The organism is Hymenobacter sp. 15J16-1T3B, from assembly GCF_020711235.1.
Classification (GTDB): Bacteria; Bacteroidota; Bacteroidia; order Cytophagales; family Hymenobacteraceae; genus Solirubrum.
The window spans coordinates 130,430-153,842 of sequence record NZ_JAJFAV010000005.1; the positions used below are offsets into that span (position 1 = coordinate 130,430).

Genomic DNA, 23,413 nt, shown 5'->3' on the forward strand with positions numbered 1-23,413 from the left:
TGAAAGCGGTCAGACCAGCTTGCGCAGCAGCGCCACCTGGCCGGCGTGGTAGAGGTAGTGCTGCGCCGTGCCGTGCAACAATACGTAAATGGAAACACCCGAACCGTCCGGGCGGTTGCGTTCGGCACCGAGCACTTGGCTAAGGTCTTTTTCAGGCAGCGCCTGCGCCGCCGTCACGAGTTGTTCGTGCGCTTTGGACAGCTCGCCCAGGGCCGTTTGCCAGGCTACTTCGTCGGCCACCAGGGGCACGGCGGGCCAGTCTTCGCCCTCGATGGCCACGTTGTAGCGCTGCTCGATGCGGGCGCGCACGGTGTCGGCCCAGGTGCGCAGGTGCAGCACCAGCTCCCAGATGCTGTGGGCCGGCGGGATGGGCCGGGCCGCGGCTTGGTCGGCCGAGAGGCCAACCAGCGTGGCCAACAGCGAGGGGCCGGACCAGGCGTCGCCGTGGAAGGCGCGTTCGAGCTGGTCGACGAGGCGGGGAAGTTCGGCCATAACGGCGGCAAGGTTAGCGGAGAAACAACAGCGCGTAATTCAGCGCGCAAAACGACAGCACCACGTACACCAGCACCCACGGCATGCACCGGGTGGCGCGCGGCTGCCGGTACAACGCATAAAACTCCGCCACCGCGTCGCGGCGCCAGTATACCACGCCGTAATTGATCAGCGGCGCTATCACCAAGCCCAAGATGGTTATTGCGGCCACGTCGGCGTCGTAGCCACTGCTCCGCTCCCGCAGCAGCTGCGGCAGGGCGCAGTGCAGCATCAAGACCCAGCTGACGGCCAACAAGGTCTTGTGGCGGGCTTTGCTATCGTCTTGCCACATCAGGTCCATCACCCGAAAGACGACGGCATTCAATAAAACCAGGGGCTGGCGCATACGTTACGTGGCCGGGGCCGGCGGCTCCTTGTTCTGCAGCAGGCCGTACCTTTGCCGGCCCGCCCCGCGGGGCTCACCAAAGGTAGCGCATGTACTCCTTCCTCACCACCAGTCCCTGGCCCGACTACGAGCTGCTCGACAGCGGCAACTTTCAAAAGCTGGAGCGCTTCGGGCGCTACGTGCTCAGCCGCCCCGAGCCGCAAGCCGTGTGGGACCCGCACCTGCCCAAGAGCGAGTGGGACCGGGCCCACGCCACCTTCACCCGCGAAAAAGGCGCCAACGCGGCCACCGAAAAAGGCCAGTGGCGCCTCAAGCCGGGCATGGCCGAGCAGTGGGTTATCAGCTACGAGCGGCCCGACGGGCTGAAGCTGCGCTTCCGCCTGGGGTTGTCGTCGTTTAAGCACGTGGGGCTGTTTCCGGAGCAGGACCCCAACTGGCAGTTCATCTACGAACAGACGCAGAAGCGCCGCGCCGAAAAGCCGCGGGTGCTCAACCTGTTTGCCTACACCGGCGCGGCCACCCTGGCGGCCCGCGCCGCCGGCGCCGACGTGACCCACCTCGACTCGGTGAAGCAGGTCAACTTTTGGGCCCGCGACAACATGGAAGCCTCCGGCCTCGACGGGGTACGTTGGCTGGTGGAAGACGCCTTCAAGTACGTGCAGCGCGAGGTGAAGCGCGGCAACAAGTACCAGGGCCTCATCCTCGACCCGCCCGCCTACGGCCGCGGCCCCACCGGCGAGAAGTGGCAGCTTGAAGACCAACTCAACGAGATGCTCAAGCTCTGCCGCGAGCTGCTCGACCCGCAGGACCATTTCTACGTCATCAACCTCTACTCCATCGGCTATTCCGCGCTGATTCTGGACAACCTCATCGACACGATTTACGCGCCCTACGGCCGGCAGCGCGAAATCGGGGAAATCTACCTGCACGACAAGGGCCAGCGCAAGCTGCCGCTGGGCACCTTCTGCCGGTTTGCGAATTAGAAATTCGTTTTTCGTTATTGGTTGTTCGTTTTTCGTCTGCCAATAGCACCCACGCTCCTGCCGGCGCCCCAAGCGCCCCAGCGTGGCACCAAGTCCGGTCTTGTCCTGCTGTCAGCGCCCGAAAAACCCCTCACCAGTAACGAAAACCGAATGATACGTCACCAGCGCCTGGCCCTGATTGACATGGGCACCAACACGTTTCACCTGCTCATCGTGGAGCTGTCCGAGCGGCGCGGCGAGGCACCGCGGGTGCTGCTGCGTACCAAGGTGGGCGTGAAGCTGGGCGAGGGCGGCATCAGCAACGGCGAAATTGCGCCGGCCGCTTTCGACCGGGCCCTGCACACCTTGCAGGCGTTTCAGGAGGAAATCGAGCTGCACCAGGTGACGGATGTGCGCGCCACGGCCACCAGCGCGGTGCGCGTGGCCCGCAACGGGGCCGAGCTGGTCAAGGCCATTTTCGAGCAAACCGGCATCCGCGTCGAAGTCATTGCTGGCGCCCGCGAGGCCGAGCTGATTTGCAAGGGCATCCGGCAGGCGGTGCCGCTGGGCGACGAGCCGCACCTGCTCATGGACATCGGCGGGGGCTCGGTGGAATTCATTATTGCCAACGACCAGCAGATTTTCTGGAAGCAGAGCTTTGAAATCGGGGCTCAGCGCCTGCTCGACCAGTTTTTCCGCCACGACCCGCTCACGCAGGACGACGTGCGCGCCGAACAGGAGTTTTTACGCCACGCGCTGGTGCCCATGCTCTCGGCCGTGGAGCACTTTCGCCCCAGCACCCTGGTGGGCGCCTCCGGCTCGTTCGATACGCTCGGCGACTTGGAAGCCGCCCGGCAAGGCCAGGACCTCGCGCAACAGCCCGCCGCCCGCGACGTGTCGCTCGACAGCTTTTACCGTAGCTACGACGAGCTGCTGAGCACCACCCACGAGCAGCGCCTAGCCCTGCCCGGCATGACGCCCATGCGCGCCGACATGATTGTGGTGGCCTGCGTGCTCATCGACTTCGTGCTCAACGCCTGCCGCCTCACCCGCATCAAAGCCTCCGCCTACGCGCTGAAAGAGGGCTTGCTGGCCGAAATGCTGGAGCGGTAACGCCGCCATGCCCGGGGCGGCGGGCGGCCCCGGGCCGCACCGGGGTGCGGGGACTAGCTCGCGTTTGTGCGCGTGCGGCTCCTCGCAATAGGCTTTAACAGCCATTTTTGCGTCCGCCGAATTGTGAGCGGTGGGCACCGCTGGTGCCGCCCTCCCACCCTTCTACCTCATTTACTTCTGCCTCCTTGACTTTCGAGTACCAGCGTCTGTTTGATTTTGCCGAGGGCGTGTTTCGCGCCATGGGCTGCCCCGCCGAGGACGCCCGCCAAGCTACCGAAACCCTGCTGTCCGCCGATTTGCGCGGCGTCGACTCGCACGGTGTGGCCCGCCTGAGCGGCTACGTGCGCCTCTGGGAAGCCCAACGCATCAACGCCGCCCCACGCGTCGCCACGGTGCACGAGACGCCGAGCACGGCCGTGGTCGACGGCGACGCCGGCCTGGGCTTGGTGGTGGCCCCGCACGCCATGCGTCTGGCCATCGAGAAGGCGCAGGTGGCGGGCACGGGCTGGGTGGCGGTGCGCAATTCCAACCACTTCGGCATTGCCGGCTACCACGCCATGCTGGCCCTGCCCCACGACATGATTGGCATTGCCCTCACCAATGCCTCGCCGCTGGTGGCGCCTACCTACTCGCTGGAGCGCCTGCTCGGCACCAACCCGATTTCCGTCGCCATTCCGGCCGGGGAGCAGCCGCCCTTCGTGCTCGACATGGCCACCACCACGGCCGCCCAGGGCAAAATGGAAATCCTGGAGCGCAAGGGCCTGCCCGCCCCCGCCGGCTGGATCCAGGACAAAGAGGGCCAACCGAGCAGCAACCCCACCGAAACCCGCAACGGCGGCGCGCTGGTGCCGCTGGGCGGCGAAACCGGCTCGCACAAGGGCTACGGCCTGGGCGCCACCGTCGACATTCTTTCCGCGGTGCTGTCGGGCGCCAACTACGGGCCCTGGGTGCCGCCCTTCGTGGCCTTCCTGCAGCCGCCCGCCGACCCGGTGGGCCAGGGCATTGGGCACTTCTTCGGGGTGATGCGCGTGGACGCCTTCCGCCCCGCCGCCGAGTTCAAGGCGCACATGGACAAGTGGATTGAGACCTTCCGCCAGGCCAAGGCCGTGCCCGGCCAGCAGGTGCTCATCCCCGGCGACCCGGAGCGCCGCATGACGGAGGAGCGCCTCACGCACGGCATTCCGCTGCTGCAGAAAGTGGTGGACGACTTGCAGAGCGTCGGGCAAAAGTTCGGCGTGACGCTCTAAGGCCCACTACCGTGCCCCAAGTGCCGTCTGGCTACCGCTGGGCGGCGCTGGTGCGTTGTGGTCTGCCTTCGTTCATTTCGGGTTACGCCTTCCCTTTGGCTTCTTCCGGTTCCTGCCTATCGGGTTCCGCTGTGCCGGCGCGCAGGTGCAGCAGCGCCTCCCCGAGCCAGAATACGCCCAGCGCAATGCCCGAGCCCAGCAAGGTATCAAACACCCGGCCCTGCACCGTGGGCAGCGTGGCGCCGGGGTGGCCGAGGGTGGCGTTGAGCAGGGCCATCGGGGTGATGAACAACAGGGCTAGGGCGTAATTGCGCGCCACTACCACTTCGGTCAGCCCCTGTAGCACCATCAGCGCCGCCACGGCCAGCATGCCCGCCGGGTGCAGCAGCCACAGGGCTTCGAAAACCAAAATGCCGAGCACCGTGCCCACGACGCGGTGCAGCCCGCGGATGATGGTCAGCCGCCGCGAGGGGCTGGACTGCAGCACGGCCACCGCGCTGAGCACCACCCAGTAGCTGCGGTAGGCGCCCAAGGGCCGGCTGAGCAGCACCGCCACCAGCACCGCGCCCACCATGCGCACCGCCAGCACCGCCGTATCGGGCGGTAATTTGAAGCCGGGAAACAAAGCCTTCAAGCCCTGGCCTGGGCTGCGGCGCCTCACCGTCGGCAGCGCCAGCGGGGCCACGATGACCAGGTACGACAGCGCGGCCCCCAGCGCGGCCAGCCCCCACAGCCGCAGCCCGGGCAAGCCCACGCCGCCCAGGGCCACGGGCGCCGTCAGGCGCCCCGCCACCGCGGCCACCAGCACAAACATCATGGGCCCCGGCGGCCCCAGCCGGTAGCCCAGGACCAGCACCCCGGCCAGCCCGCTGACGACGAGCAAGCAAGCCCCGGTCAGCCATAGGTTGCCGGCGCACAACACGCCCAGGGCCGCCGCCAGCAGCAGGCCCACGGCCACCAGCGGCAGCAAGCGGGCCCGGTCGATGCGGGCGAGGCTGGCGCCATAGAGGGCCGTGAAGCTGCCCAGCGCCGCCTGCAGACCCAGTGGCTGCTGGCCTAGCAGCGTGAACAGCCCCACGGGCAGCCCCAGGGCCAGCGCAGCTTCTAGGCCAGCCTGCCAGCGCCAAGGGGCTTGCTGCAGCTGGACCAGGCTGCGCACCGCGCGCCGGGTGCGGGGAACATACCGTTGCAGAGAACTTCGCATAAGCACCAAGCGCATGGGAAAGCGCCCGTGTTTGTACGGGGCGCTGGTCTTGGTGGCTTGCTAGGTGTGTGGCTGCAGCCGTGGGGCGCGGCCCACCGCTGCGCTAGGCCCCAAAAAAGCCCGGTGCACCGAGGAAATCCTCGCGCACCGGGCCAACGGGTCGGCAGGCAATTGCCTTCGACCCATTCAAGCGTTGGGCGTTACACCGATTGGCCGACACTGCCTACGGCCGCGTACACGCGGGCGGCTTCGTCGGTATCGAGGTACTGCGACTGGTAGTTCGGGTCGTTGCCGTTCAGGAACAAGCAGGCGCCCTTGCCCAGCGTGTCGATGATCTGGGCGTACTGGTCCATGGGCAGGGCCGGGCAGCCGAGGCTGCGGCCCAGGCGGCCATTTTGCTTGATAAAATCTTCGCTGACGTAGTCGGCGCCGTGCATCACCACGGCCCGTTCGCGGGCGTTGTCGTTGAAGCCCAGATCTTGGCCGTCGAGCTTGAGGGAGCGGCCGTGTTTGCCGTAGTACTCGGTATCGGTTACGTAGAAGCCCAAACTGCTCATGTTCGACTCGTTCTGGTTCGAAAAGGTGGTGGCCACGTTTTCGCCGGAGTTGTGGCCGTGGGCTACCAGCGTGTGATAGAGCACTTCCTTTTTGTCCAGATCGAGCACCCACAGCCGCTTTTCGGTGCTGGGCAGGTCGAAATCGGCCACGGCCAGCAGCTGGCGGTTAGGGTCGAGCTTATCTTCAGCGCGCAGGTTCAGAAAGCCGGTGTAAGCCTTTTCGAACACGTCGAAGCGCAGGCCCTGGGCCCCGAGGTTCAGTTCGTCGTAGAGCTGGCGCGTGCCCTGGGTGAGCAGCGTCACCGGCGAAGGGGCGGCGGGGCGGCTCAGGGCCACCGGCAGCTGGTGCCCGTGGGCTTGGCTGGTGCGCACCGGGCCGGCCAGCGGCGTGGCCAAGAACAGAGAAGCCACAAACGGCAGCGCCCGGCGGGCAAGGCGGCGCGCTTTGGCTTTCAGGCGGAGACGGTGAACGACGCTATTATGCTTTTCCATCGGAGGGGTTTCGTTTGGGCCACAGGGCCTTGCGACCCTTCGGAGTTCTATACGAGGCGGCCCCGATATAGGCTGCAACTGATATTCTTAACGGCCGGCGGCGGCGGATGATTCCGCTGCGCGGGAAAAACCTTCGCAAACGATTGTGGCAGCTAAAAATATTCCGCAACTTACCAGCCCGGCTTGCGTGCACACATCCCGGTTTTGTCCTTTTTTCTTACCGCATTCCCGACCTTTACTCATGTTGAAAATCTGGCGCACCGCGTCCCGTTTGGGGGCGCTGGCCGCAGTCGGTGTGGCCCTGCTGCTGGGCCCCGCCGCACAGGCACAGTCCAAAGTCGTCCTCCAGGGCTTCTGGTGGGACTACTGGAATTCCAACTACCCCAACGGCTGGGCCAACTACCTCGCCGAGCTGGCCCCGCGCCTCAAGGCCATGGGCGTCGACGCCGTCTGGATTCCGCCGAGCATCAAGAACGGCAACCAGGGCAACGGCTACTCCCCGTTCGACCAGTACGACCTCGGCGACAAGTACCAAAAGGGTTTCGTGGGCACGCGCCTGGGCACCAAAGATGAGCTGCTGCGCATGGTGGCCGTGCTCCACGCCAACGGCATCGAAGTGGTGCAGGACGTGGTGCTCAACCACGTCGACGGGGCCGGCTCCCAGTCGGGCGCGGGCGGGCAGGACCCGGCCGCCTGGGAAGACTACAGCACGAGTAAGTACAAAAACTTCCGCTACGTCTCCTACAACTCCCCGGCCTCGGCGGAGGACGCGGCCAATTACCTGGCCCGCTCGGGCCGCTGGCCCAAAAACTGGCAGAACTTCAACCCCAACCCCGGCAATAATTCTACTTCCGGCGACTGGAACGCGGTGTATTTCGGGCCGGACGTGAGCTACTATTCGGGCTCCTACGGCACCAGCTCCAACGCCACCTACAACCCGGCGCAAACCTCGGACTACATGCGCGCCCAGGCCCGCAACTGGCTGATCTGGTACAAGAAGCAGGTGGGCTTCGACGGGGTGCGTCTCGACGCGGTAAAGCACTTCCCGGACTTCGCCACCGAAGACTTCCTGTATAACCTGCAGAGCAACGCCGGCTGGGCCTCGGGCGGGGCCACCATGTTTGCCGTGGGCGAATGGGTGGGGTCGGCCTCGCAGATGGACGGCTGGTGCACCAACGTGCAGAACCGCTCCGGCACCTTCGACTTCTCGCTGCGCAATGGTATCTACAACATCGTCAGCGGCGGCGGCAACTTCGACCTGGGTTCCTTGCCCAGCTACCAGCAGGGCACGCGCGTGGTCAACATCAACGGCAGCTACGTGCACCGCACGGCCCCGTTCGTGAACAACCACGACACCTTCCGGCCCAGTACCGACGCCAACGGCAACTACACCGGCTGGAACTCGGGCTCGGAGCTGGCCCCGCACATCGACCCGTTCGACCCGCGCCTCTCGGCCGCTTACGCCGCCGCCTTCGCCGTGGACGGCAACCCGCAGGTTTTCTTCGAGGACCTCTTCAACATCGGCAGCACCAGCAAGCGGTACTCGCACCGCCCCACCAGCACCACCGATTTGCCGGTGCGCGACGATCTGAACAACCTGATCTGGTGCCACCAGAACCTGCACTTTAAGGACGGGGCCTACAAGGTGCGCTACCAGGCGGCCGACCACCTCGTCATCGAGCGCAGCAGCAAGGCCATTATTGGCATCAACGACAACTACTCGACCTGGCAGAACAACACCGTGTCGTGCGACTTCGCCCCGGGCACGGTGCTCAAGGACTACTCCGGCGCCAACGGCACGGCCACCGTGACGGTGAGCAGCGCGCAAACGGTGAGCATCAACACGCCGCCCTGCAACGGCACAGCTACCGGCGGGCGCCGCGGCTACTCGGTGTGGGCGCCGGTGAACATCGGCACCAACTACGTGCGCACTGCCCTGAGCACCACCCAGGAATGGGAGCTGGCCGACGACCTGGGCGACCGGGACAGCCGCTCCCTGGGCCAGGGCGGGCAGCTGCCGGCGGCCTCCACGGCCTGGCGCACGGCCGGCCGCATCTACGTGGGCGCCAACAAGACGGTGAGCTATAACCTGTTCCCCTCGGACGGCACCCGCTCGTTGGTCGTGGCCCTGTTCAACGCCAGCGGCACGCAGGTGGCCAGCGCTTCGGGCACGGGCACGCTGACCGGCTCCTACACGCCCACGGCCGACGGCTGGATTACGCTCAAAGCCCGCCAGAACAGCACCGCCAACCCCGCGCAGAAAGCCTTCGTGAAGGTGACTTACACGGCCCCCACGGTTATCAACACCGCCACGGCCGGCCGCAGCAGCACCGTCACGGCCGCCACCGACGCCAAGCTGGCCCTGGCCGCCGACCTGCAGCTGTACCCCAACCCCACCGCTGCCGACCGCATCGAGCTGACGCTGGTGGCACCCGAGGAACAAACGGTGACCCTGCAACTGCACGACCTCACCGGCCGCCGCGTGCACCAGGAAGCCGTGAAGCTCTACCCCGGCTCGACCACCACGCGCCTGCAGCCCGGCAAGCAGTTGCCCGCCGGCGTGTACACGGTGAGCGTACCCGAGCTGCACCTCACGCGCAAGCTGGTGGTGAAGTAACGTTCGTAGTAATGCATTAAAAAAGCCGCTTCCGGAATCCGGGAGCGGCTTTTTTAATGGCGTCATTCAATCAGTCCATCATCCTGAGGCTTAGCCGAAGGACCTTCCTCCAACCCCGCACCGCCGCTGCCGACGAAGTGCAAACGCTTTTCACTGTTGTAGCAAAGAAGCGCAGCTACCGGTACCCTTACGAAGAGGCGTCGGTGGCTGCGCTTGTTAGTTTGGTGCAGGGTGCGAGGAGGGTCCTTCGCTGCGCTCAGGATGACACGTTTTTTATTTCGCTCAAAAGAAAAAGCTTCCCGTCAGCTTGGCGAAGAAGGGCGTACCGGGCGTGAAGTGCAGCTCCGACACGGGGGCCGCCTCGCCGCGCAGCTGGCTTTCGGTGTCGAATTGGGCCTCGTTCCAGTCGGCGTTCAGCAGGTTTTCGATGGTCAGCCCCAGCTGGTAGCGGCGGTGGGTGTAGTTGGCCACGGCATCCACGAGCGTGTAGCCGCGGGCGCGCACCGAGTTGCCCTCGTTGGCCGGGCGGCTGTCGACGTGGCGGTAGCGCAAGCTGGCGCTGAAGCCGCCGGGGCGCTTCCACGTCAGCCCGCCGATGCTGGTGAGCGTGGGTGCCAGCGGAATGTAGTTCTGGCCCGCGGGGTCGTCCACCGAGCGGCCGCGGTTCAGGTTCAGGTCCACGTCGGCGAAAACAGAAGGCGTGAGTTGGTAGCGCACGGCCAGATCCACCCCCACGCGGCGGGTGCGGCCGGCGCTTTCCACCACGGCCTCGTCGCCCACGTAAATCAGCTCGTCCTGCAGGTGCAGGGCCCACACGGCTAGGTTCACCACCAACTCAGGCGCGGGCTTGAAATTCGAGCCGACTTCGTAGCCGATGGCCCGGGGCAAGGCGCCGGCCTTGTCGAGCACCACCGAGCGGGCGTCGTTCGAGTGGAAGCCCACGCCGGAGCGGGCAAACAGCTGCACGGCCGGGCTGAGCTGGTAATACAGGTTCAGCTTGGGGCTGACGCGGGCCTTGGCGGCCCGGCCCGAGAGCGAATCAAACCGGTCTTCGCGGAAGCGGAAGCGGAAGTAATCGAGGCGGGCAGCGGCGTTCAGCGTAAGGCGGTCCGACAGCGGCAGCGTGGCGTCGAGCCAGGAGAAATAGCTCTGCTCCTGCACCCGGCCGCTCACCAGCGTATCGGTCACGGCGCGCCGTACGCTGTGGCGCAGGGCCAGGTCCACGTCGTCGAAGCGGGTGCCCACGCCCAGGTTGGTGCGCAGGGTGCGGCCGCCGACGGCGAATCCCCGCTCGTAGGTGCCGCGGTAGCCGGCCAGGTTACGCGCTTCGTTTTGCCGGATTTGGTCCCCGTCCGCGGGGTTGTCGCGGTAGAAGGTGAAGTTGGAGTAGAGGTTGAAGCCGTAGCGCGAGTAGTACGCCTGCTGGGTGAGCACCGCGTCGTGCGGCAAATCCACCGTGAGCTGCACGTTGGCGTTGGTGCGGGCCGTGTTGCCGCCCTCCGTGGGGTCGATGGAGCCGAAACGGGTAATCAGCCCCTCGCGGATGGCGCGCTCCGGCACCTGGCCCGAAGCGTCCCAACGCGAGGTAAAGTGCCAGCCGCTCACCGACAAGGTGGTGCGCTCCGAGAGCTGGCCGGTGTACTTGAGCAGGCCGTTGAAGCGGTTGAAGTGCTGCTTTTGCTCGAAGTAGGAGTTGGTGAAGTTGTACTCCGAGGCGAGGTAGGCGCTTTCGCGGCCGCGCTGGCTGAAGAGGTGACCGTTTTTGCCCAGCAAGTCGAGCAGCAGCACCGCGCGGCGCGTGTCGAAGCGGCCGACTTCTAGCTTGACCTGGCTTTGCTCCAGGCTGGTTTTGGTGGTGAATTCGCCGGCGCCGGCCGTGGCAAAATCGCCGAAGCGGGCCGAGTACGGGCCTTTGTACACGCGCAGCTGCTCCACTACTTCGGGGATGACGAAGTGAAAGTCGGCGTAGCCCTGCCCGTGGGCGTGCGAAACCATGTTCACTGGCATGCCGTCGATGCTCACGTTGAAGTCGGTGCCGTGGTCACAGTCGAAGCCGCGCAGGTAGATCTGCTCGGCCTTGCCCCCGCCCGCGTGCTGGGCAATGAAGAGGCCCGGCACCAGCCGCAGCAGGTCCTGGGCGGAGTTGACGGGCCGCAGCTGCCGGTCGATGCCGCTGATGGCGGCCACGCTCTGGTTCAGGTCGCGGGGCTGGGCCACGGTGACTTCGGCCAGCTGCAGCGCCGTGGGCACCAGGGCCAGGGTCAGCGGCTCGGGCGCGGCACCGGTGGCGGGTACGGTCAGGGCCGCCGTCTGACCGCGGTAGCCCAGCGCCGACACGCGCACCTGATACGAGCCGGCCGGCAAGCCGCCGAGGCGGAAGCGGCCGAGGGCGTCGGTAGTGGCGCCGTCGGTGGGGCGGCCGTCAAGGCGTACCGTCACGCCGGGCAGCGGGCGGTGCGAGGCCGAATCGAGCACCGAGCCGCGCAACGCGGTTACCGTCTGGGCATTGGCCGGGGCAACCAGCGTCAGCGACATCAACAGAAAGGGCAACAGCAGGCTTAGCTGCCGGGCCAGGTGGCCGGAGCGTAGCAGTGAGGGCATAGCGGCAATTGAGGGTGACGCCGGGCCGGCCCGCGGTTACGCGGCGGCCAGCCGGTTGTCGGATGACGAGAATAAGACCTACGCCGAACCCTCCGCGGCAAGCAGGCGGACGGGGCGGGCCGGAAACGGACTGCTGCCGGCACCTGGGCCGGTGAGCAGTTTGGGTCTTATCCTAATCGGGGCGGCGCCTCGGGCTCAGCCAACAAACCCAAGGCCAGCGCGGGCGTCCACCTGGGGAAGGTAGGCCGGGGCTGGTGCGGGGCGGGGCGCGGCGGCAGCAGTGCTGTTTCCGCCAGCAAGTGCACGTCCGTGCCGTTCACTTGAGCCGCAATGTGGTGCCAGATATCTTCGCCGGCCTGCCGGGGCGTCCAGCGGTGCTGGTCGCCGTTGCAGCGGTCGAAGCAGTCGAGGCGCAGCGCGTTGTCGCGCTGGCAGGTGGTGCGGTGCACGTAGGCCCGCTTGGGCCGGTACCGCTCCCAGTCGTCGGTGCGCCGGCCCACGCAGCCGCAAGCCACTACCAGCAGGTAGTTGCACAGCAGCAGCACGATGAAGGCTTGGCGCATCGGGGTGTGAGTGATTAGCTGGTTGAATTGCTCACCGGCGGCTCGTGTTGGCGCCTTAGGCAATTCGGGTGGACGATGCAGCAGGTGGCAACCAGGCTTCCGAAATCAATCGGACGAGGATCCGTAATTACCGGACCGGGCCCGCGGGGTGTCAGACGAAGAACACGCGCTCCAGCGTCCACCAGCCCGCCACCAGGGCAATGACGATGGACGCGGGCATCATTACCCGCTGCCGGTACCAGGGCCGCGGGGCCGACCACCAGCCGATGATCAGCCAGCAGAGCAGAATAATGCTGACCTGGCCCAGCTCCACGCCCACGTTGAAGCTCACCAGAGCTTCGTAGAACAGGTGCCGGGGCAGGCCGATGTCGCGCAGGATGCCGGCAAATCCCAGTCCGTGCAGCAGGCCGAAGCCAAACACCACCGCCAGCCGCCAGGGCCGCAGCCGGTCGGTAATCAGGTTTTCCAGCGCCACGAAAAGGATGGACAGCGCAATCAGCGGCTCCACCACGCTCGGGGCCACCGAAATCAGCCCGGCCGCGGCCAGGCCCAGCGTGATGCTGTGGGCCACCGTGAAGGCCGTGGCCTGCAGCAGCACCGGCTTCAGGCGCGGCTCCAGCACAAACAGGCTTACGATGAACAGGATGTGGTCGAGGCCCCAGGCCATGTCGGCCGAGAGCGGAATGATGTGCTGAAAGCCCAGCTGCAGGTAGTCCCATACGGCCTGCGGCCGCGAGAGGGAGCTGATGTCGACGTTGCTAAACGGGTGCGCCCCGGCCAGCAGCGGCAACAGCAGCAGCCCGAGCAAGAAAACGCCGGCACGAAGCGGGAAAGTCGGTTTCATCGCAGCGGATCAGAGCAGGTTAGCGGCGGGCCACCAGCACGGCGGGCGCGGGGTCGGTCGGGTCGGGCTTGAAGTTCGGGTTCTGCTCCCGGGCCTGCCGCAGCCACGACTCGCCCTGGGCCACTTCGCCGTTGCGCAGGGCAATGCAGCCGGCGCGGTACAGCAGCTGGGGGTTGCGCGAGTGGGTGCGCAGGGCCTGCGTGAGGTACTTGCGGGCTTCGGCGTAGTCGCCGCGCTTGAAATGCACCCAGGCCATGGTTTCGCACACGTCGATGTTGGCCGGGCGCCGCTCGTACTCGGTTTTGGCGTGCTGCAGGGCTTGGTCTAGGTCGCCGGCTTTCAGGTAGGCGTAGGCCAGCTCCCGGTCGGTGTAGTGGCCCTGGCCGTCTTCCTGGTCGTTGGTGTTGGCGTGGGCCTGCAGCTGCTTGATGACCTTTTGGGCCGAGGCGTTGGCCTGCGTCGGTTGGTTGTTGAGGCGGTAGAGGTCGGTCAGTTCGTCGTCGAAGGCGAAGTCGCGCACTTGGGCGCGGGCTTGCTTGAGCAGGCGAATGGCGGTATTGTAGTCGCCCTGGGCCTGGGCCACGCGGGCCAGTCCGGCCTGGGCGTAGGCGTAGCCGGGGCGCACTTGCAGGGATTGTTTGTAGGCGTCGGTGGCGCGGGCCAGGTCGCCGGAGTTTTCGTAGAGGCGGCCCAGCATCACGCGGCACCACTCCGTCTGCTCCAGCCCGGCCACGCCGGCGCGCACGGCCAGGTCCATGGCTTGCTTGGCGCCGTCCACGTCGCCGTGGATTTCGCGCAGGTACGACACGCGGGAGTAAGCCCGCAGGTCGGGGCGCAGTTCGTTCATCCGGTCGGCGGCCTTGATGGCCTGCGGGTAATGGCCCAGCTCGACATGGGCGTCGCAGAGCAGGCCCTGCACGAAGCCGTTGTAGGGGTTCAGCTCGGCGGCGCGCTCGGCCAGCATCAGGCCCTGCCCGAAGTGGTGCTGCGAGAGGCTGATGACGGCTTTGGTACACAGCGCCTCAAAATCGTCGGGGCGCTTGAGCAGCACTTCGTCCACGAGCTTGAGGGCGGCCGCGTCGTAGTAGGTATGGTCGCCGGTGACGCGGCTTTCCTGCACGTAGGCCTGAGCCAGCTGCAGGCGCGCTTCGTAGTCGTCGGGGTTGCGGCGCAGCTTTCCCTGCAGGCCCGCTACGGCCTGCTTGGTATTCAGCCACTCGCCGCCCACGGCTAGGGCGCCGCGGCGCTCCTTGAGCTGCGGCACGGGGGCCTCCTTGCGGGCCAGCAGCACCGCCGCTACCGACACGGCAAAACCCACCAGCAACAAGGCGTACAGTATGCGTCGAGGTAGGGACATAGAAATGAAAATGCGGGAAATGGAGAAGGACAGCACCATACGGCTGGTGCCCCCGGCCACGCCATCAGCTGACGCCAATGACGCGGCCGGAGGCCGCCGCGGGTGGGGCAGCGCTGGGCCGCCCCACCACTGAGCATCGTGGGCTATTCGCCGCGGTGCAGAATGTGCACCGACTGCAGCGTGGTGTTGCCGGTGCGGATGGTGGCAATGTATTCGCCGGCGGCCAGCTTACCGGCCTCCCAGCGGAACTCGTGCACGCCGGGCGCTTCTACCTTGTTGCGCACGGGCGTGGCCACCACGCGGCCCATCAGGTCCATGATGGTGATGGTCACGGGCATTTTCACGGCCGTTTCGTAGCGGATGGTAGCGCTGGCACCGAAGGGGTTCGGGTACACCTGCGCCGACATCAACTGGGGCTGCATGTTCAGGCTGCCGCTACGCTGGGCCAGGGCCGTCTGCTGAGCCTTGGTACCGCTCCAGGGCGTCTGCACGTACGGGAAGGCGGCTTTCAGCGTGGTGTCGTTGGCGGTGATGCCGGCGTTGAAGCCCACCACGCCCAGCAGGCGCGGCGTCAGCGGGCTGGTCGAGGTAGCAGTGTAGTCGTCGTACCACAGACCGATGGCGGCCAGCACGGCGCCACCCACGGCTTGCAGCTCAATGCGGGTCACGTCGTCTTCCAAGCGGCGGCCGTTCGGGAAGCCGTCCATGTTCGGAATGTTCTGCAGCGTGGCGTTGGCGTTGAAACGAGCGTCCGTCAGACCCAGTACGGCGGCCTGCAGCAGGCCTTCCGAGCTGAAGTCGGCCGAGTTGCGCGGCGTTACGGGCACGGCCATGTTCAGGCGCAGCATGTCGCCGCCGGGGTTAGCGGCGGTGGCGTTGGCCAGCAGGAAGTTGTTGATGAAGGGCTTACCGGCCGTCAGCGGGTTGCGGGCGGTTTTGCCGGTGGCCAGCTGGTACGGAATGGCGTTCGGCACGCCGGTGTGGAAGATGGGCAGAATGTCGACCGAACGGGGCTTTCCGGCGCGCAGCAGGTACGGGCCGTAGGCGGTGGCGGCCAGGGCCGTGCCGTTCAGGGCCGCGTTGCCGGCCAGGCCGGACAGACCGGCGGCACCGTTGCGGAAGTCGAAGCCGGCGGCGGGCAGGCCGGGGCTACCGGCCAGCGAAGCCGATTGAATGCGCAGCGCGCCCAGGCCGGGCACGGCAGTGCCGTAGTAAGTCTGGCCGTTGGCAGTGCCTTCCGCCATGTACAGGCCCAGCTCCGGGTTGGAGAGGTAGTCGTCGGTGACGGTGGCTTCGTTGTAGGGCGTCTTGGCGTTCCAGGCGTCCTTGGCCCCGATGGGGTTGATGACTTCGTTGGTCAGCGGCATGCCCAGGCGCGATACCTGCACCCAGCTACCCGAGTGGGTTTGGGTACCGTCGGCGTTCAGGGTGCGCAGGGCCGGGCGGCTGGCCGAAGCCCACACGCCAATGACGAAGTCCGGGTCGAGGATGTTGACGGCTTGCGCGGCCGTCTTGCCGTCCTTCTGCAGCACCGAAATCGGGATTTGCAGGGCAATGGCGTGGGTATTCTTGCGGGCCAATCCGTCGCGGGCCTGACCGGGGGCGCGGATACCGCCCAGATCGAAGATGCCGCCCAGATCAGCAAAGAACGGGTCATCTACCGGGCCGCAGAAGACTTTCGTGCCGTTGCCCAGCGTCTGAATGGCGTTGGTCATCAGCGTATTGTACTGCGTACCCAGGCCAGCCGGCGTGCTGGTGATGGAGCGCGGGCCCACGTTGGGCGGCGGCACCACGCCATTGGTAATCACGGAGGTAAACGCCGCGCCACCAATGCTCTGCTCCAGCGTGTAGGTGGTCTTCAAGTTCTGCTGTCCAAGCCGGATGTTGAAAAACGTCGTCGGGTCTTGGTTGACGCGCGTAAACGTGAAGCGGTAGGTGATGTCGTCGCCCGTGGTGGTCGACTTGTTCTTGATGTGGATTTCGTACCGCACGTTTTCGCCGAACGTGTTGTAGTTCGGCCCGCCCTGGGGCAGCTCCAGCGGAATGTAGTTGGCAATGATGGTAATCTTGGTGTCGTCGTCCGGCGAGCGGAAGGCGTAGAGGTCGGTGTTGTCGGCCAGCGGGTCGTCGGCAATCAACGGGGCTTCGCGGTGGCTTGAGGCTTCCAGCGGGGCTTGCTGCCCGCTGTAGGCCACGACGCCAAGCGCCGCGGCTGCCGACAAGCCCAGGAAGAATAACGGGCGGAAACCGTTCTTCATAGGATTGGGGTGTTTGGTTGGGGTATATGAATCATGCACCGGGCAACGTCGCCCGACGACACATTCCAGGATAAAATGAGCGCGCTGCCCGCCGGCAACCGGCAGGTTCGACTCGACGCTAGGGTGCCCCGGCAGTGGGGCGGTAAGGGAGGGGCGCGGCTGGGGCTTCGTAGGCGAAGCCACCAGGCAATAGAAGAATAAGACGAACGACAGCCGGTGCGGCAGCCAGCGTGCCTTAGTATTCGATTACGGCGTCAGATACGTAACGAATCCGCGGAAAGATTGGAGGATTTGAAAATATTTCTTACCCTAGTCTGCGTCAAACCACAGGCAGGGGTAAGTATTTGTCCCTTCCTACTTGACTGTAAGCAGCTTCCTAGCTTGCAGGCATCAGGGCTGCGCAGGCAACCACGCGGAGGCATAGGCCGCATCGGGCCCGTAAATGAACAAACAGCTGCCTTCTTCCAGGCTGTTGATGATGGCCCGGTACTGGGCGGGCGGCAAGGCCGGGCAGCCGCGGCTGTTGCCCAGCTGCCCGTGTTGGGCCAGGTAGTCGGCGCTGGCATAATCGGCGGCGTGCAGCACCACGTAGCGGCTGCTGGCGTGGCCATTTTGGCCCCGGTCGAGGCCGTGCAGGCGGCGCGAGAGGCCGTGCTTGCCGCGGTAGGTATCGCCGGTGCGGTAGAAGCCCAGCGCCGTGCAGGCCGACTTCAGCCGGTCGGAAAAGCGCTGGGCGCGCAGGCCGCCCGAGCCGCGGCCGTGCGTGACGTGGCTGTGGTGCAGCAGGCGGCTTTCCTGCACGTCGATAACCCAGAGGCGCGGCTCCGACGAGGGCAGCTCCATATCGGCCACGGCCAGCACGCGCGGGCCACGCAGCTGCCGGGCGCGGCGCAGACGCTGGTAGCCGGCGTAGGCCCGCTCCAGCACCGCCGGGCGCAGGGTGGCGGCTTCCGGCCCGAGGGCCGCGTGCAGGCGCCGCACCTGCGCCCGCACCGAATCGGCGAGACCGGGCAGCGGGGCCAGCGGCTGCGGTTGCAGTGAATCGGGCAAGCCCGGCAATAGCTTCGCCGGGGCGGGCTGCGTAGTAGCTACGGGCGACTGGGCGCTGATGCGCGTGCGCGGGGGCGCGGCCACCTGGCCGGGGTCCGATGATTGGCAGGCCGGCAGCACGCCCAGGGCGCCGAACAGGCATAACCCCAGGCCCAGGATGGTTGTTGTGCTGCGCATACGCGGCAAAGATAAGCCACCCGACCGGGCGGCGGTTTCCGTTGTACTTTTGCGCCCCGGCGCGGCAGTCCCCCACGGGCTGCGTTCTGAGCACTTAATATGGCCAAAGTTTCCATCAACCTGTCAACCGGCGCCCTCCAGCAGGAGGAAATCATCGTCGGCATCGACCTGGGTACCACCAATAGCCTCGTCGCCTACATCCACCCCGAGTCGCGGCAGCCCATTGCCATCAACGACCAGGGCCGCGGCACCATCGTGCCCTCGGTGGTGCATTTCCCGGCGGACGGCGCCGCGCCGCTCGTCGGCACCGACGCCAAGGACTACCTCGAAACCGACCCCGAGCGCACCATCTACTCGGTGAAGCGCCTGCTCGGCAAGTCGTACCGCGACTTGGGCAACCACGCCGGCGAGCTGGGCTACAAGGTTATCGACGACGACTCCGAGGGACTGGTGAAAATCCGCGTGGAGGACCGGTTCTACTCCCCCATCGAGCTGTCGAGCGAGATTCTCAAGGAGCTGCGCGCCCGCGCCGAGCACGCGCTTAAGACGCCCGTCAACAAGGCCGTCATCACCGTGCCGGCCTACTTCAACGACTCGCAGCGGCAAGCTACCCGCGACGCCGGCCGCCTGGCCGGGCTGGAAGTGCTGCGCATCGTCAACGAACCCACGGCGGCTGCGCTGGCCTATGGCATCGGGCTGAATCCCGAGGAGGAGAAAACCGTGGCCGTGTACGACCTCGGCGGCGGCACCTTCGACATCAGCATCCTGAGCCTGCACCAGGGCATCTTCGAGGTGCTCAGCACCAACGGCGACACCTACCTGGGCGGCGACGACTTCGACCGCGCCATCGTCAACCACTGGGTGCACCGCCACGAGCTGCAGCAGGCCGTGGCCGATAGCCCGCAGCTCAAGCAACGCCTGCGCCTGCTCGCCGAGCAAGCCAAGCGTTACCTCTCCGACAACGACCTGTTCGGCGCCCAGCTCGACCAAGCCAATAACCTCACCCTAAACCGCACAGAGTTCGACGAGCTGATCCGGCCGCTGGTCGAGCGCACGATTGACTCGTGCCGCCGGGCCCTGCACGACGCCAAGCTCACGGCCGACAAGCTCGACGCGGTGCTGCTGGTGGGCGGCTCCACCCGCGTGCCGCTGGTGTACGATTCGGTGTCAGCCTTCTTCGGGCAGCCGGCCAACGCCTCGCTCAATCCCGACGAAGTAGTAGCCCTGGGCGCCGCCATTCAGGCCGACATCCTGGCCGGCAACCGCCGCGACATCCTGCTGCTCGACGTGACGCCGCTCACGCTCGGCATCGAAACCATGGGCGGGCTCATGGACCCGATCATCCCGCGCAACTCCAAGATACCGACCAAGGCCGGCCGCCAGTACACCACCTCCGTCGACGGGCAGGTGAACATGAAGATTTCGGTGTTTCAGGGCGAGCGGGACTTGGTGAAGGAAAACCGCAAGCTGGCCGAATTCGATTTGCGCGGCATCCCGGCCATGCCCGCCGGCCTGCCCAAAATTGACGTCAACTTCATCCTCAACGCCGACGGCATCTTGAAAGTCGAGGCCATCGAGCTGCGCTCGGGCACCCAGCAGAGCGTGGAAATCAAGCCGCAGTACGGCCTCACCGACGAGCAAGTGGAGCAGATGCTGATGGACTCGCTCACCCACGCCAAGGATGACGTGGCCGCCCGCATGGTCATCGAAGCCCGCACCGCCGCCGAGCAGATGCTCTACCAGGTGGACCGCTTCGTGCAGAACAACGGGCAGCACCTGACGGAAGAGGAAATCACCCAGACCCGCCAGAAAGCCGAAGCGCTGCGCGGCACGCTCATCTCCGGCGACAAGGACCTTATCTACCGCGCCGTCGACGACCTGGAAGAGCTGACGCGCCCCTTCGCCGAGCGCGTGATGCAAATCAGCATCAAGCAGGCCATGTCGGGCAAGAAGATTATCTAACTCCCTGCCAGCTGCACGAAAAGGCCCCGCAACGATAAGTTGCGGGGCCTTTTGTTTTTAACCGGCCGTCATGTCGAGCTTGTCGAGACATCTCGCGGGCTGATGGCCGATAGTAAACTCACAAGAGGATTTACTATCCGGCGAGATGCCTCGGCTGCGCTCGACATGACGGCCTGGAGTGTTCAAGCTTAGCCCAGCTGATCCAGCGCGGCCAGGTCTTCGGCTGTCAACTGAATATCGGCGGCTTTCACGTTCTCCTCCAGGTGTTTCACCTTGGAGGTGCCGGGGATGAGCAGGATGTTGGGCGAACGGTGCAGCAGCCACGCCAGGGCCACCTGCTGCGGGCTGGCGCCGAGGCGCTGGCCGATGCCGGTGAGCTTGTTGAGCGCATCCTGGTTACCGCCGGCCAGCGGATACCACGGGATGAAGGCAATGTTGTTCTGCTCGCAGTAATCCAGTTCGGCTTCCCACTTGCGGTTGTCCACGCTGTACATGTTCTGCACCGATACTACCGGGAAAAACTCCTGGGCCTTTTTGATCTGCTCCACCGTCACCTCCGAGAGGCCGATGTGGCGAATCAGGCCCTTCTGCTGGTTGCGCTGCAGCCACGCAAAGCTTTCCTCGGCGGGCACGTTCGGGTCGATGCGGTGCAGCTGGTAGAGGTCGATGCGCTCCTGCTTGAGGCGCTTGAGGCTGCCGTGCAGGGCTTCTTCCAGGTGCTTGGGGCTGGCGTCAATAGGCCACTGGTTGGGGCCGGTGCGCAGCAGCGCGCCCTTGGTGCCGATAATAAGGTCCTGCGGGTACGGGTACAAGGCTTCGGCAATCAGCTCCTCCGACACGTTCGGGCCGTAGCTGTCGGCCGTGTCGATGAAGTTGATGCCCAGCTCCACGGCGCGCTTGAGCACGCGGATAGCTTCGTCGTGGTCTTTGGGCGGGCCCCAGATGCCCTCCCCGGTGATGCGCATGGCGCCGAAGCCCATGCGGTTGATGGTCAGGTCGCCCCCGAGGGCGAAGGTTTTGGAAGTGGTGTTGGTGGTTGGTTCGGCCATGGGAATAAGGTTGCGTACGCGGCGCCGGAATCGGCGGCCGTGGTGTATAACCGCGCCGGCCCGAAAAAGCTTAAGCCCGACTGTAATCTTGCCTACTCGGTCGCGGCGGGCCCCGGCTTGCGCACCTTCGGCGGGGTCAGCGCGGCTTCCTGCACGATGAGGGCAATGCGCCGGGCCCGGGTTTCGGGGCGCTTCATGGCCAGCAGCCCCTGCAGGTACATCTTGCGGCGCGAAGGGCTCAGGGCGGCAAAGTGACGCGCGGCCGTTTCGTGGGCCGCCAGCGCCGCCGCCAGGTCGGCGGGCACTTCCAGGTTTTCCGCCGAATCAATGGCCGACCAGGAGCCGTTTTGCCGGGCCACTTCCACGGCGCGCAGGCCCGCGGGCATCATCTTGCCCGCCGCTTGCAGCCGCTCCAGGCTGGCCTTGTTGATTTTCGACCACACGCTGCGGGGTTTGCGGGGCGTAAACACCTGCTTGTAGCGCTGCGCGTCGATGGTCAGGGACTTGGAATCAATCCAGCCAAAGCATAACGCTTCCTCCACGGCCTCGGCCCAGGTAATGCTCGGCTGCCCGCTGCCTTTCTTGAAGTACACCAACCAGACGCCGGCGGCGGTGTCGTGGTGGTCCAGCAGCCACTGCCGCCACTCCTCGCGGGTGGCAGCGGCAACTAAGGGCAGATCGGCAAGGACAGTTTTAGGCGGCATGGCGGTGGGCAGTTGGTAGCGGCGGAAGATACGGCGGGCCGCCCCGAGGCGCTACCTTCACCGGCATGAACCCGCACCTCGCCCGCCTCTGCCGCGTCGCCGCCCAGCCCAGCCGCCGCATCCTCGGCCTGATGTCCGGCACTTCCCTCGACGGCCTCGATCTGGCCCTGTGCCGCTTCGAGGGCCACGGCCCGGCCACCCGCCTCACGTTGGAACAGTTCGTCACCCTGCCCTACGCGGAAGACGTACGCCACCGCATTCGGCGGGTTTTCGCGCAGGACATGGTGTCGCTGGAAGAACTGACCTTGCTCAACGCCTGGATCGGTACGCTGCACGGCCAACTCGTGCTCGACGCGCTGCGCAGCTGGGGCGTCGAACCGGCGGCAGTCGACGCGCTGGCCAGCCACGGGCAGACGGTGTACCACGCCCCGCGGCACCAGCACCAGCGCCCCGAGTACCCGCTCGACGCCACCCTGCAGATCGGCGACGGGGACCACCTGGCCGTGCGCACCGGCATTATTACGCTCAGCGACTTTCGGCAGAAGCACGTGGCCGCGGGCGGCGAAGGTGCCCCGCTGGCCGCTTACGGCGACGTGCTGCTGTTTTCGAGCCCGGCCGAAGACCGGCTGCTGCTCAACCTCGGCGGCATTGCCAACTTTACCTATTTGCCCGCCTCCGGCGACACCACCCAGGTGTTCAGCACCGACGTAGGCCCCGGCAACACCCTGCTCGATGCCTTCGTGCGCGAGCTGTATCCCGGCCACGGCTTCGACCCCGACGGGCAATTTGCCGCCGCCGGCACCGTCAATACGCCCCTGCTGACTGCCCTGCTCGACCACCCGTTTTTCGCCGCGCCGCTACCCAAAACCACCGGCCCCGAGCTGTTCGGCCCCGCCTACGTGCGCGCCGCGCAAGAGCGCAGCGCCACCACTGCCCTGTCGCCCGCCGACTTGCTAGCCTCGCTCACGGCCTTCAGCGCCGCGGGCATTCAGAAGGCCGTGGAGCAGGCACTAGGCAGCGCCCCCCAAGCCGCCGTGTACGTCAGCGGCGGCGGCATGCACAACCCCACGCTGCTGGCCTCGATTCGCCGGGCCCTCCCCCACTGCCGCTTTGCCGATACGCAAACTCTGGGCGTGGCGCCCGACGCTAAGGAAGCCGTGCTGTTTGCCGTGCTGGCCAACGAGGCCCTGGCCGGCTCCGCCCTCTCCATCGGCCAAGGGCGGCAGCGCGTACCCGCCGTGACGATGGGCAAAATCTCCCTGCCCGCCTAGCGCGCCGAATCGGCCGCCAACCGGATCAGGCTAAACCCTTGCACCAGCCGGGCTTGCTGGCTGCCAAAGGTCACGTCCAGCTGCACCTGCGGCTTGGCGGCGGTGGAGTCGCTGCGAAACATAAACGCGCAGAATGGCTGGGTATCCACGTCGCCGATGCGAAATCCAAACTTATAGAGGTCGATAGTGGGGCCGCGGCGTTGGCCCTCGGCGTAGAGTGGCTGCGCGGCCGCCGCAAATTGCTTGGTCGACCATTGCACCTTGGCTTCGGGCGCGAGCAGGCGGTACGCGGCACCCAAGTGCCCTGCCAGCACGGCCAGCAGAAAACGCCGCGCTACCTGCACTTGCGACGGTGCTTCCGCCGGCTTGGCCACCTGCGGCGCCAGCAGCATTGCTCCCCACAGGCTGGCCGCTAGCCAGGTCCGGTACTTGCGTGCGTGTTGCTCCATGCGTGCCTAACGCGTCAGCGCAAATCATAAGTTGCGCCCGGCCCAAAATCAATCGGCGG

Annotated in this window: 19 protein-coding genes; 6 read left to right on the forward strand and 13 right to left on the reverse strand. The window is 66.2% G+C overall.

Features of this window, described 5'->3' with window-relative positions; genetic code table 11:
- Positions 1–9: 9 nt before the first annotated feature.
- Both LJ737_RS10615 and LJ737_RS10620 read right to left on the reverse strand, forming a co-directional pair.
- On the reverse strand, positions 10–492 hold the full coding sequence (locus LJ737_RS10615; protein WP_227765486.1) for a DinB family protein: 483 nt from the start codon (positions 490–492) through the stop codon (positions 10–12).
- Between the two features lie 13 nt (positions 493–505).
- Positions 506–877 carry a hypothetical protein gene (locus tag LJ737_RS10620; protein ID WP_227765488.1) on the reverse strand — a complete coding sequence of 124 codons (372 nt, stop codon included), beginning with the start codon at positions 875–877 and terminating at the stop codon, positions 506–508.
- A gap of 89 nt (positions 878–966) precedes the next feature.
- Here LJ737_RS10620 and LJ737_RS10625 point away from each other — a divergent pair, with 89 nt between their 5' ends.
- The 3 genes from LJ737_RS10625 (at position 967) to LJ737_RS10635 (ending at position 4,199) form a co-directional block, all read left to right on the forward strand.
- The gene (locus LJ737_RS10625; RefSeq protein ID WP_227765490.1) at positions 967–1,860 is read left to right on the forward strand and encodes a class I SAM-dependent methyltransferase; all 894 of its coding nucleotides are present in this window, start codon (positions 967–969) and stop codon (positions 1,858–1,860) included.
- A 150-nt stretch (positions 1,861–2,010) separates the two neighbouring features.
- Positions 2,011–2,952, forward strand: a complete 942-nt coding sequence (locus tag LJ737_RS10630) for a Ppx/GppA phosphatase family protein (protein WP_227765491.1) — start codon at positions 2,011–2,013, stop codon at positions 2,950–2,952.
- A 185-nt stretch (positions 2,953–3,137) separates the two neighbouring features.
- Positions 3,138–4,199, forward strand: a complete 1,062-nt coding sequence (locus LJ737_RS10635) for an Ldh family oxidoreductase (RefSeq protein ID WP_227765492.1) — start codon at positions 3,138–3,140, stop codon at positions 4,197–4,199.
- A gap of 82 nt (positions 4,200–4,281) precedes the next feature.
- Here the strand turns inward: LJ737_RS10635 and LJ737_RS10640 are convergent, their stop codons facing one another.
- A complete protein-coding gene (locus LJ737_RS10640; protein WP_227765494.1) occupies positions 4,282–5,358 on the reverse strand; it encodes an FUSC family protein in 1,077 nt (358 codons plus the stop codon).
- 245 nt (positions 5,359–5,603) lie between these two features.
- Entirely contained in the window at positions 5,604–6,452 is an 849-nt protein-coding gene (locus LJ737_RS10645; RefSeq protein ID WP_227765496.1) for a murein L,D-transpeptidase catalytic domain family protein, read from the reverse strand.
- 241 nt (positions 6,453–6,693) lie between these two features.
- Between LJ737_RS10645 and LJ737_RS10650 the strand changes: the two genes are divergently transcribed.
- A complete protein-coding gene (locus LJ737_RS10650; RefSeq protein WP_227765498.1) occupies positions 6,694–9,069 on the forward strand; it encodes an alpha-amylase family glycosyl hydrolase in 2,376 nt (791 codons plus the stop codon).
- 282 nt (positions 9,070–9,351) lie between these two features.
- On the opposite strand, the gene LJ737_RS10655 is transcribed toward LJ737_RS10650, so the two are convergent.
- From LJ737_RS10655 to LJ737_RS10680, 6 genes are all read right to left on the reverse strand, one after another.
- Positions 9,352–11,670, reverse strand: coding sequence for a TonB-dependent receptor (locus tag LJ737_RS10655; protein ID WP_227765500.1), 2,319 nt, complete (start codon positions 11,668–11,670; stop codon positions 9,352–9,354).
- A 167-nt stretch (positions 11,671–11,837) separates the two neighbouring features.
- On the reverse strand, positions 11,838–12,233 hold the full coding sequence (locus tag LJ737_RS10660; RefSeq protein ID WP_227765501.1) for a hypothetical protein: 396 nt from the start codon (positions 12,231–12,233) through the stop codon (positions 11,838–11,840).
- Between the two features lie 151 nt (positions 12,234–12,384).
- Complete coding sequence (locus LJ737_RS10665; protein ID WP_227765503.1) at positions 12,385–13,077, reverse strand: HupE/UreJ family protein; 693 nt, start codon at positions 13,075–13,077, stop codon at positions 12,385–12,387.
- 19 nt (positions 13,078–13,096) lie between these two features.
- On the reverse strand, positions 13,097–14,434 hold the full coding sequence (locus LJ737_RS10670; RefSeq protein ID WP_227765505.1) for a tetratricopeptide repeat protein: 1,338 nt from the start codon (positions 14,432–14,434) through the stop codon (positions 13,097–13,099).
- A gap of 143 nt (positions 14,435–14,577) precedes the next feature.
- Positions 14,578–16,692 carry a DUF4331 family protein gene (locus tag LJ737_RS10675; protein ID WP_227765509.1) on the reverse strand — a complete coding sequence of 705 codons (2,115 nt, stop codon included), beginning with the start codon at positions 16,690–16,692 and terminating at the stop codon, positions 14,578–14,580.
- 390 nt (positions 16,693–17,082) lie between these two features.
- On the reverse strand, positions 17,083–17,919 hold the full coding sequence (locus tag LJ737_RS10680) for a murein L,D-transpeptidase catalytic domain family protein (protein WP_227765511.1): 837 nt from the start codon (positions 17,917–17,919) through the stop codon (positions 17,083–17,085).
- Between the two features lie 99 nt (positions 17,920–18,018).
- Between LJ737_RS10680 and hscA the strand changes: the two genes are divergently transcribed.
- The gene (hscA, locus tag LJ737_RS10685) at positions 18,019–19,881 is read left to right on the forward strand and encodes a Fe-S protein assembly chaperone HscA (RefSeq protein ID WP_227765513.1); all 1,863 of its coding nucleotides are present in this window, start codon (positions 18,019–18,021) and stop codon (positions 19,879–19,881) included.
- 188 nt (positions 19,882–20,069) lie between these two features.
- On the opposite strand, the gene LJ737_RS10690 is transcribed toward hscA, so the two are convergent.
- Both LJ737_RS10690 and LJ737_RS10695 read right to left on the reverse strand, forming a co-directional pair.
- Positions 20,070–20,930: an aldo/keto reductase gene (locus LJ737_RS10690; RefSeq protein ID WP_227765515.1), complete on the reverse strand. Its 861-nt coding sequence runs from the start codon at positions 20,928–20,930 to the stop codon at positions 20,070–20,072.
- A 92-nt stretch (positions 20,931–21,022) separates the two neighbouring features.
- Positions 21,023–21,634 (reverse strand): YdeI/OmpD-associated family protein, encoded by a 612-nt coding sequence (locus LJ737_RS10695; protein ID WP_227765518.1) that lies wholly within the window; start codon positions 21,632–21,634, stop codon positions 21,023–21,025.
- A gap of 65 nt (positions 21,635–21,699) precedes the next feature.
- Between LJ737_RS10695 and LJ737_RS10700 the strand changes: the two genes are divergently transcribed.
- The gene (locus LJ737_RS10700; RefSeq protein WP_227765520.1) at positions 21,700–22,905 is read left to right on the forward strand and encodes an anhydro-N-acetylmuramic acid kinase; all 1,206 of its coding nucleotides are present in this window, start codon (positions 21,700–21,702) and stop codon (positions 22,903–22,905) included.
- Here the strand turns inward: LJ737_RS10700 and LJ737_RS10705 are convergent.
- Complete coding sequence (locus tag LJ737_RS10705) at positions 22,902–23,354, reverse strand: hypothetical protein (protein ID WP_227765522.1); 453 nt, start codon at positions 23,352–23,354, stop codon at positions 22,902–22,904. The genes LJ737_RS10700 and LJ737_RS10705 overlap by 4 nt on opposite strands.
- Between the last annotated feature and the right edge of the window lie 59 nt (positions 23,355–23,413).